This window comes from Mycoplasma testudineum (assembly GCF_002245785.1).
In the GTDB taxonomy this organism is placed as follows: domain Bacteria; phylum Bacillota_I; class Bacilli_A; order Mycoplasmatales; family Metamycoplasmataceae; genus Mycoplasmopsis_B; species Mycoplasmopsis_B testudinea.
This window is the reverse complement of record NZ_NNCE01000004.1, coordinates 82,344-92,925: the sequence shown is the minus strand read 5'-3', so window position 1 is coordinate 92,925 and position 10,582 is coordinate 82,344. Positions and strand designations below refer to the sequence as shown.

Sequence of the window (10,582 nt, the reverse complement as noted above, 5' to 3'; positions counted from 1 at the left end):
AACACCTTTATCGATCATCTCGATCATTTTGATTTTGTCTTCATATGTTAGTTTCATAAGAAAAACCCCTTAAGTTTAGATCTGGTCCTACTTAAAGGGTTCTCTACAAATTGACTACAAATTGATTAGTCATAGTTTTTTGTATGCAGTAAATAAATTTTTAAAGTAATTTAACTATTTTTTATGAAAAATATTTACGGAAAATGCTAATATTTTCAAAATTAAAAACTCCTTCAATATAAAACGGCCCTAACCTCATTTATTAAAAAAACTCAATTTTTTAAATTGTGATATGAAATCTATTGTTCGATTTTGCCCACTGAAAAGGGTTTAAAATTAAATGATGACAAAAATAACAGTTAGAATCAAAATACTCAATGCAAAACACACAAAATATAAAGCTAAAAGACACTATTTAAAGTTTATTGAAAACTTTATTGAACTACCTAATAGTGTAGAGAACCCTTTAGGTAGGACCAAATCTAAACTTAAGGGGTTCTCTACATTATTTTTGCATTTAATTTTATTGCATTTTTCGGTAATTGATTTTCATATAAATTTATCAAAATTAAAAAAAGAGATTTTTCATCTCTCTTTTAGTAATATTATTACAAGTGTTGCACTTGAAATTTCAACAAAGGAATAAATTTTTTAAAATTATTTGATTATAAATTCAGGGTTTTCAAAGTCAATTGTACCCAAAAATCCTATATTGTAGATTCTAGCATTCAACATACTGGTGTTAATTGTAAAATACTTTTGAGGTGAACTACTAATGTGTAGTGGTTTTAATTCTAGTTTGTACTGCGAAAAACTATGTCCACTGATTCTATATAAATTTTGGTCATTCTCTAATTTAACAATCTGACCTCTTTTAAAAATGAATAACGGTTTAGAGTCATGTGGTATATCGAAATATTGCTTTTGCATATCTAATATTTCGGATTTAACAAATTCTTCATAATTTTCTATAGTAATGTTTTTTCCAAATTTTGTATTTAGAGCAGTCATAGGAATTATTCGATACAAACCTTTTTTATTTTTAAAAAGCATAATTCCCAACCAATAAAGAGTGTCGAAATAAGATAATCGTTTTGAATTTTCCGTTGCACGTAAAACTCAAAAATTTTCTTTATTTTCTTGGTCTATTACATTTAATCCGTTTACAACTTGATTTTTAACAGTAATTCCATTTTCGTCGTATTTTGTATTTATTGAAATTACTTTCCCTTGTTCTTGATTGATTAAATCTGGAGACATAAATGGGTTATTTTTGTCATGCTTATCTAAATTATTAATATATATTTGTTTAAGTTGTTCAAAGCCTTTTGGATCGTATATTTTCATCAAAACTTTTTGTGAACTTTCTTCATTTAAAAATATATTTTTGTCTTTTTTATTTTTATTAAACATATCGTGTTCCGAATTAAGTGGATAATACTTAATTTGATCAATGGTACGATCACTAGTTTTTCTTCCTTGATATAGTGTTTCATTAGCAAATTCCCCATTTTTTGGCATATATTGCATTCTTGAAAATTTAATATTGTCAAAAGTTTTATTAAGTTCAGAGACAATATAATTCATTCTTTCCACTGAATAAGGAGATTTATCCTTAATATTTTCATTAAAAGAAATAAGTTCTGTTAAGCGTTCATCTTGATATTTAGCCATTTTATTATCATGTTTAGCATCACTTAAAATTTCAGCAATTTTAGTAGAAATTCTTCGATCAACTAAAGCGTTGTAAAGTGAAAAATATGCATCTTCACTATGATTACCATATCAAACTCTATTTTTTACTTTTCTTTTTGTTTTTGAATCTTCAACAAATTCTGGTATATCAAGAGGTCATTTTAGTTTTTCGACTTCTCCGCCATTTCTGGGGTTACTAAATTCATAAATTCTTTTTCTTAAAAAGCTTGTCATTCCACCAGTTGTTGTCTTTAACTTGGCTCTATAGCCATGGATTTCTTTTCGTTTTTCAAAATAATATTGGAGTGCATTTAGAGTAACTCTAGCAATATATCTAGTATCTACTAAATTACGATCAATAAAACCTAATGATTCTTCATCAAGATTGTCATTTATTGTGATAAAGGTAAGTTTGTCAGTGTTCTTTTCATATCAAACTTTTCACATTTTCAACATTTCGTGATATGTGCCTTTTTCTGATAAATATTGATATGGTGTTTTATTTGATTTAGCAGCGTTTTGCTCAAAAGTTGTTAAAACTTTATTTTTAAACGAATCTGTAAATGATTTTGAAATCGGTAAAGCATGATCGATGTCTAGTTTCCCTTCTTCAAATAAATCCTGTGCCAAAATATCTTTTCCAGTATAAAAGTCTTTGTAATTTTGTTCTACTCATAATCTTGCTTTTAATAATTGTGTTGCACTAATATTTTTTAAATATGCTTCACTAATATCGTGGTCTCTCAAAATCTCAATAACTTTATCTGATTGTGCTTTGTTATTTTTTTGGATGTCTTTTAATTTCTCGCTAGCTAATTTACTATTTTTATCTCTAGGCATTTCAACAACGATATTATCAATTAAATAATCTTCATACTTATACTTTTTAAGTATTGCACTTAACAGCCCTATTGTCTGATACAGAGATCTCTTAACAGTTGGAGAAGCAGCTAATGTTTTAATTCATCTTGTACTAATTCTTCTACCATTAGTTTCAAAATCAAAATTATTTTCTCGATAATTTTCATGTGCACTAATTCATTGCATATGATTAAAAGGTGAATCTACTAAAATTTTAGCTTCTTCATTTAAAGAATTGTATCCTAGACTATGTGTGTTAGAAAACTGACCACCATATTTAGAAATTGCTTCAATAGATGATTTAGAAAAATTAGTCAATTTTTGAGATAAAAGTATTTGTCTATTCTCTAATGATTTCGCTTTAAAAAGAACATCGGAAATGTTTCTTAGTGTTTCGTTTTTATATTTAAACTCTCCGTTTTCAGAAATAATATTTCACGGGAAGTAATCAGCTGTTGTTAAAAGATTTGAAATGTCATTACTTTGTATTAATAACTTGTTGATATCATGGAAAAGATTTAAGTCACTAAATAAAGGAACTTTATTATCGGTAATTCTAAAGCCTTCTATTTTACGAGCAAGAAATTTATTAACTTCTTTTTCATTATTTTTGTTAACAAATTTAGAAGCATTTAATTTATTTGATTTCATTTCTTCGATGTAGGTGTCAAGGTTATAATAATCAAAAATTTCGCTAACAATATTGTGAGGAGTTAAAGTTAATCCTTTTTTATAACTTGTTTCATTTTTTAATTCATATGACAAAGCTTTTTCAATAATAAGATGTTTTAATTCATTATCAAGTTTTTCGGCTTTACCTTCAATATAAACTTTTAAATTATTTAAGTCTTGAATAACATTGAACATTTCTGCTTCATGTGAATTTTTAGGCGCTCGTGGTTCACCACGGTAATCTTCACCTGTAATACCTGGTTTTTCTCAAATTGAAGATCAACCACTTACTACTTTTTGTAATTTTTCGTCATAATGAAAAACACCATATTTGGTTACATTAGCTTTTGCTGGATCATTTGGTGTAAATGTTTTACCAGGTCCAATTTCGTAAGGTCTTTGTCTAGTAAAAAGTGATAGAAACTTATTTTCAAATTCTTTTTTGAAATTTGAATCTGAAAATTCTGGTTGATTTTGATATTTAAATATTTCTTTTAATTCTTGAACATATTTTTCATTTGAAAAAGCTCTGTTTTCAATACCTTTGTAATATCCAGTTAAATTTTTTATTTCACCTTGAATGCGGCAAGGGAACTTATCACTATCAAGTAAACCCATTTTCTTAAGTTTGTCAAAAGCCTTTTTTTGATCTTCATCAGAATTTGTCAAACTATACATAAACCCTCTATTAGATAAGTATCAATACAGAACATTTAATAATTCATTAAAGCTTAATTGCTTACCACTAACAGCTTCATTTCTTAATTTAAGTAAATCAAAGCCGGTATCAATATATTTGTTGAAAAAATTGTTGATGAAAGCAACTTTTTTGTCACTATATTCAACATCAATTAAATTGCTATCTAAAAGATATTTGACAAAATCTCTTTTTCTAGTTATTCTTCTTTCCTTCATTCTTCTTGAAGAACGTTTTTCTCGTCTATTTACATTTGCTAGTTTAAACGATTTTGGGTCTTCAACTGAATCAAATGTACGAACTCCTCTTTCAATAATAGACAAGTTTTCATCTGTTATAACTCATCCAAGAGTTGTCAATCCAACGTCAAGACCAATGTTAATTATTTTTTTATTATTATTCATTGTGACTCCTTATTTTGCACTAATTCAATAATACCGTATTTTTAGTTTTCTAAATGCCGCGAAATTAAAAATGTATCAAAATTAGCAATTCCCTTTAAATAATCATTCAGGCTTTTTGTGTTTAGAGCGCTTTTAGTTTGTAATTCAATATATGAAATAAATTTGCTTGCATCAATTACATCAATTACATTTTCAGATTTAGAAATATATGTTAAATAGCTAATTTCATCAATACCTAAAGAAAAATTTGCAACTGAATTTGAAATAAATACAATCCTTATATTTTTATAATAATTTAATTTTAATTTCGAAAAATAATTATCGACCCCAAGAAAAGCGATACATATTTCACTAGTTAATGAATCGTCAATTACATTTAAAATATGTTCAATATTGTCAAGTGTTACTTCTTTATTTACTATTTCAAAAAATAGTTTTCAGTATTTAGAAATTGGTAAATTGTATTGCAAATAGTCGACATTTTTAGATTCCATTTTGTCTAAAATATTTACTAATTTATTTTCATCAACTGTACTCACTAATTCTTCTTCAAATTCTTTGTTTAAGTATTTAATTAAATAATTCGAGCTTGATAAAGAAAAAATATCTTCAATTTTAGTACCTGGTTTTATAACTAATTCAACTGGCTTTAAATTAGTTAAGACTTTTAATATATTTGAAGCAACTATTATTTTTGTAGTTATCAATTCAATTTCTTCTTGTTTATATTTTAAATACATTATAGTTTCAAATACCTTTCTGTATCATTTATATCTTCGTTAATTAATCTATTACCACGTAGCATTACCATATTGTAATATTGTGTATCTGTTATTAATATTGTGCGTATATTTCCATTAACAGGTATCTTGTCTTCTAAATATATTAATTCACTTTTGTATTTAGAACCTGCTGTAATTATTTTTGCATACACTGAATTTTGAATCATAATGTAGCCTCTTCTAATTATGCTTTTATGAAATTGAGTATATTCTTTAACAGCTTCAGGAGTAGACATTGCTACATCGTAAAATAGCATTATTCTCATATAAATATCTCTTTTCATTGTTCACCTCTTACTAATATGTCTACACTTTGATCAATTAAATTGTTGATGAATTGATAGCTGTCAAAATAGTAAATTTTGCTTGTAAAAGATTTGATAATTTCTTCTTTGATTTCCAAACTAAAACTAATACTATCTTTATGTTTATATACAATTTCGTCAACATAAACTCTTAATGGTTCCATTAAGTCGCTTGCTAGGCTAAAAAAATTTGTAACCGATTTATGAAAAAGTGAAATTCTACTGTCCAGGCCTTTTTTTACTATACTTTTTGTGTAATAGCTTCTTAATACGGTATAACCAAAATTGAGCATACTATTGATAACGTGGAATTTTAAAGCATCGGTATCTCTAATGAACTCAGGGCCAAATAGCAATTTTCAATACAACTTAGCTGCATGCCCTTCTCGATTTGTTATATCTAAACCTTTGATTGTTTCTCGGTATTCAACAAATTTTAATTCATTTTCTTCATCTAAGAGATTTAAGTTTTTAAGCAACCTTGATTGATTAATAATTTTATTTGCGACAATTTTTCTTCAAACATTGTTTTTATAAATTTTGGTTCATTGTAATTGCTTTTCCAAAACTTTTAAAGACATATTATTGCCTTGAATGGGAACTATAAATGCAGAAGGTTCGTGTTTAGCATTATGTAAAATAATATTTACATTAGCATTTACTAAAGCCTGTATTAACCTAACTGATAGTGTCGCACTATAACTATCAATTATTAAAGTGTCAATATCATTGATATTAATTAGTATTTTCTTTTCGCCTCTTTGAATGTAAAGATTGTTTAAATATAGCCTAAGATAATCATCACTAGTAATTTCTACTGTTTTTCAACCCATATATCCTTTCAATGTAAAAAAAGTCCGCCCTAATTGGCGGCGTGTACGGCATATAGCCTTATCTTGGTAATGTATTATATTTTTGTATCAATGTTATGTTTGTTTACTATAGCTATATTTACATAACAAAGTTATTATAACACTAAATCGATTCCGTTTGAAAAAATGTAATAAATTTTCTTAATGAAAAAAATATTTTACTTACTGAAAGATTACGCAAAATGTTGTAAAATTAATAAACAATTTTAAAAAACCTATATGCGTGGTAATTATTTATTACCTAAGTATAACCAAGGGCTGTAGTCATCCGGGTTATATTGAACTGTATAAGCAAGCGTTTTAGTAAGCTCAAGTAGGGACTATGTGACAATTAGTAACCAGTCTAGTTGAAGAAAAAAAGTAAAAGAGGGGTCCTGGCTCTTCTTTTTTTAATATGATTTCACTTTATACACAGCAGTAAATAAAAAACATCTCCGTAGAGATGCAATCATGATTTTAAATCTATTTTGAGTAGAACTCAACAATTAATGATTCATTAATGTCTTTTAAGAATTCTTTTCTTTCAGGCATTCTTTCAAATGTTGCCTTAATTCCACTAACTTTCATTCAAGCAGCTGGTGTTTTTACTTCAATTGAACGTTTAACTTGTTCACCTGCAGCAAATTTTTCTTTTAATTCAAGTGCTGCTCCTACAGGAATAATCATTGAAGGAATTGTTGCTTTTTTACCATTAACTAAAACATGACCGTGATTTACAAATTGTCTTGCTTGTCTTCTTGTTTCTGCTCAACCAGCTCTATATACTAAATTATCTAGTCTTTGTTCTAGATATTGTAAGAAGTTTGTTCCGACAACACCTTTACGTTTTGAAGCTTTGAAAAAACTTGCTTTAAATTGTTTTTCATTGATTCCATATAAGTAACGAACTTTTTGTTTTTCATATAAATGTTTACCATAATCAGATAATTTTGAACGTCTTTGTCCATGTTGACCTGGTGCATATTGACGTTTTTTTCCTTTTGAAAACTCTTTACCAGTTTCTAAAATAGAAAAACCGTAACGTCGTGATCGTTTAAAAACCGATCCTCTAATTCTTGACATAATACCTCTTTGTTTATTTAAATTTAATTACAAAACGGATGAAATTGCCTATTTGTCTTTAAAACTTTAATGCTTTCTGCCTGCAGCATCAGGTTACTAACAAATCAAAAGAAGTTATAAAGTTGAAAACATCAATTCCTGCTGTTTTGTTTAAACATTATAACTAATTTCTTTAAATCTGACAAATTTATAATAAGGCTATTTATGCTTTTTCTACTGTTTGCAATTCTAACAAGGATAATGTAATTGTCTATAATTGTAAGCATGTCGTACTGGTGAATAAGTCTAATAGTAATTTTAATTGTCATTATTATTTTCATAATGACATATTTTCTAATTGCCAATGACTTTCTTAAAAAAACTAAGTATAGAATCGAAGCATGAAATGATGAAGCTAGAGATATAGATATAAAATTATCTTCTGCTTCAGTAATGGCAAATTCAATTAATAGTGAAGTTGTAAAAGCAAGATTTGCAGAAATGCAGTCAATCGAAGCGAATATGGAAGAATTGCTATTCAAATTAAAACAAATTAATCAAATGATTCCTTATAACATTCATTCTTACCAAATTATTAAATTTTTAAAAGCATTTATATCAACTAAAAAATACGAGTTTATCCTAAAAAATACTCGCAAAAAATGAGAAAGAATTAGAAAAATATTATTAAAAAATAAATCAGCAAATGATTTTATTTTTGAATCTTGCCAAAGAAAAATTGTTGCTTTGGATGAATTTTTGAAAAATAACCGTTATAGAATTCATATTTCTTTAGATAGTCTTGATAGCAAGTTAACGGATTTTGAAGAAAAATTAAAAAGCTTATGAGCCGAATCATCTTTAGGAAATAAATCAATAAGAAAAAGAATCAATTTTTATGATTCATTAATAGAATATGATTCAGATATAAGAAAATTAATTTTCTATGAATTTTTAAAACTTAATATTATTCCTAAATTAATTGACGAAATAGAGAACGCAATTAATTTAGCAAAAAAAAATAAAATTCCAAGTTTTTTAGAAGGAGATTATTACACAAAAATTTGTGAAGCAGACGAGGAATTAGAAGCTTGAATGGAAAATATTGATGTAACTAAATCTCAAAAAGAAATTGAAATAATTTTTAACGCATATAAACAATTTAAAAATACACTTGGGAAATATAATCAAACATTCATAATCATTATGACTAAATTCAAACAAGTGATTAGATTTTTTAAAAAGGTAGAAGATAAACTAAAAACTATATCTATAAATATAAGAGAACTTGAATCTAAATATAATGAAAATGTTTCATCATTTGATCAGGAAGTCGAAAGAATTAAAGTTATTTATTCTGATATCAAAAAACTAAATTTAGCTATCAATGTAAATGGCGTATTAGATGACATTGAATTAATAAAAAATTCAGAAGATGAAGTGCCTTTAGAAAAAATACCGCATCTAATATCATTAATGAAAAATTTTCACAATTTTCAAAAAGTAGTTAAATTAATTAGCAATTTAGCTCACACTTCTAATCTGTTACATGCTCAATTATTTAAGGAAACAAGAAAATACGAATATCTTAAAAGTAGATACTTATTTCAAGTAGAATTTTTTGAATGAATAATTTCATATGTTTTAGAAAGAGGCTTTGTACTTGATGATGCTGCAAAAAAACAAAAAGAAATTATTGTTAATTTAGGAATTAAAATAAATAAAAAAGATAATAAAATACAAATTATAAAAAAACAAATATCTAATTTAGATGACATTGAGCAAAATAAAGAAAAAGTTGATATTTTACTTGAAGAATATAAAAAACTTAGAGCAGAAAAATATAAAGCACAGTGAGAATATAATAATCTTGTTGGTGAATTTTTTAAATCAATTTGAGTTAAAATTGAAACATTCAACATGCTCAAATTACTTGAGCGTGAATACGAATATACTAGAGTAAAACACAAAGAAATCAATGATGCATATAGAATTTCTAGAATTCAGGCAGAATCTGGAAATTACAAAATTGCTCTTGAAAATTTAATTATAAAAATAAGAAAGAAAATTCAATAATGGAAATCAAATACAACAAAATTTTAATTCGCTATGGCGAACTAGTTTTAAAAGGAAGAAATAGAAAATTATTTACTAGACAATTAAAAAATAATGTTGAAAACATTTTAAAAACAAAAGCAATTTCGCAATACGATAGAATGTTCGTTGAATATAAAGAAGAGTATCTTGAAAAATTAAAATACATTCCAGGGATAAAATCATATTCTCCTGTGATTGAATTGGAAAAAGATTTAAGTTTAATAGAACCTGTTATAGACCAATTTTATAATCCTAAATATAAAACATTTAGAGTTAGTGCTAGAAGAAATGATAAAAATTTCTACAAAACAAGTAATGAAATTAACTTGTATTTTGGGTCATACATTTTAAAAAAATATCCGTTGGAAGTTAATTTAAAAAAATTTGATTGAGAAATAATTATCGAAATAAGACATGATGCAATTTATGTTATTATGGAACATTACGAAAGTCTTGTTGGAGGATTACCTGTTAATAGTTCAGGCAGAACAATCCATTTACTTTCGGGTGGTTTTGATTCACCGGTAGCAGCAATCAATATGATGAAAAGGGGAATTAAGGTTGTATTTTTGGCATTTATAACACCTCCTCATACTGATCAAGGAACAATTAATAAATTGTATGATTTAGCAAAAGTGTTTTCTAAATATCAAGGTAAAACAAAATTATATTTGTCTAATTACACTGAACTAATGAATTATCTATCTCTTATGTCAGATCAAAGTTACAAAATTAATTTGATGCGACGCTCATTCGTAAGAATAGCTTCTTTACTTGCAAAAATAGAAAAATCATTAATTCTTTCTACAGGCGAAAATTTAGGGCAAGTTGCTTCTCAAACAATTGAATCTCTTCATACAATCTCAGAACAAAGCAAATATGAAATTTTAAGACCTTTAATTACAGAAAACAAACAAGATATTATAAATTTGTCTCAAAAATATGGAACACACGATATTTCAATTAAACAATGTGCAGAATCATGCGAACTTTTTGCACCAGATAGACCAGTTATAAAACCAACGGTAAAGCGTGCTTATGAATTAGAACAAGAATTAGAAGAAATACCTAATTTAGAAAAAGAAGTCTTTGAAAATCTTGAATTAATAGAATTTGAATAGAATTGCATTATTGATTAGTGCAATTTTTTATTTTA

8 protein-coding genes are annotated in these 10,582 nt (G+C 26.3%); 3 read left to right on the top strand and 5 right to left on the bottom strand.

The window, feature by feature from the left end:
- Window positions 1–343 precede the first annotated feature (343 nt).
- Window positions 344–646, top strand: a complete 303-nt coding sequence (locus CG473_RS02455; protein WP_133509979.1) for a hypothetical protein — start codon at window positions 344–346, stop codon at window positions 644–646.
- Between the two features lie 11 nt (window positions 647–657).
- Here CG473_RS02455 and cas9 read toward each other — a convergent pair whose 3' ends face one another.
- From cas9 to rpsD, 5 genes are all read right to left on the bottom strand, one after another.
- A complete protein-coding gene (gene cas9 / locus CG473_RS02450; RefSeq protein WP_094254730.1) occupies window positions 658–4,329 on the bottom strand; it encodes a type II CRISPR RNA-guided endonuclease Cas9 in 3,672 nt (1,223 codons plus the stop codon).
- A 41-nt stretch (window positions 4,330–4,370) separates the two neighbouring features.
- Window positions 4,371–5,069, bottom strand: a complete 699-nt coding sequence (locus CG473_RS02445) for a hypothetical protein (protein ID WP_094254729.1) — start codon at window positions 5,067–5,069, stop codon at window positions 4,371–4,373.
- A complete protein-coding gene (cas2, locus tag CG473_RS02440) occupies window positions 5,069–5,395 on the bottom strand; it encodes a CRISPR-associated endonuclease Cas2 (protein WP_094254728.1) in 327 nt (108 codons plus the stop codon). The genes CG473_RS02445 and cas2 overlap by 1 nt, the downstream gene beginning before the upstream one ends.
- A complete protein-coding gene (gene cas1, locus CG473_RS02435; RefSeq protein WP_094254727.1) occupies window positions 5,368–6,249 on the bottom strand; it encodes a type II CRISPR-associated endonuclease Cas1 in 882 nt (293 codons plus the stop codon). The genes cas2 and cas1 overlap by 28 nt, the downstream gene beginning before the upstream one ends.
- A 501-nt stretch (window positions 6,250–6,750) precedes the next feature.
- On the bottom strand, window positions 6,751–7,350 hold the full coding sequence (gene rpsD / locus CG473_RS02430; RefSeq protein WP_094254726.1) for a 30S ribosomal protein S4: 600 nt from the start codon (window positions 7,348–7,350) through the stop codon (window positions 6,751–6,753).
- A gap of 321 nt (window positions 7,351–7,671) precedes the next feature.
- Between rpsD and CG473_RS02425 the strand changes: the two genes are divergently transcribed.
- Both CG473_RS02425 and thiI read left to right on the top strand, forming a co-directional pair.
- Entirely contained in the window at window positions 7,672–9,405 is a 1,734-nt protein-coding gene (locus CG473_RS02425; RefSeq protein WP_094254725.1) for a hypothetical protein, read from the top strand.
- Window positions 9,405–10,547 carry a tRNA uracil 4-sulfurtransferase ThiI gene (gene thiI / locus CG473_RS02420; RefSeq protein ID WP_094254724.1) on the top strand — a complete coding sequence of 381 codons (1,143 nt, stop codon included), beginning with the start codon at window positions 9,405–9,407 and terminating at the stop codon, window positions 10,545–10,547. Before CG473_RS02425 ends, thiI begins: the two co-directional genes overlap by 1 nt.
- Window positions 10,548–10,582 lie beyond the last annotated feature (35 nt).